This is a genomic window from Streptococcus suis (assembly GCF_002960445.1).
Taxonomy (GTDB): domain Bacteria; phylum Bacillota; class Bacilli; order Lactobacillales; family Streptococcaceae; genus Streptococcus; species Streptococcus hyiners.
On record NZ_POJD01000113.1, the window covers coordinates 1 to 268 of the forward strand.

The following is a 268-nucleotide window of genomic DNA, read 5'->3' on the forward strand; positions in this document are numbered from 1 at the left end:
TTGAAATTAAGGCTATGATTGAACTTGGAAAACGTATCAATCAATCAGAGCTACTCTTAAATGAGAGAATTTTGGGAAGTGAGAAGTTGGGACGTAAGATGATTCATGAAATCGGGCATAAGAAGCAGGAGCATCTAGTTGCACTTTATCTCAATACACAGAACCAGATTATCAGTCAAAAAACGATTTTTATTGGGAGTGTTAATCGTAGCATTGCAGAACCACGTGAAATTTTGCATTACGCAGTAAAATGTATGGCAACATCGAT

General features: G+C 36.6%; 1 protein-coding gene. It reads left to right on the top strand.

Features of this window, described 5'->3' with window-relative positions:
• Positions 1 to 268, top strand: a 268-nt coding sequence (locus C1G53_RS03350) for a JAB domain-containing protein (protein ID WP_330847461.1), incomplete at both ends; no start/stop codon positions are given.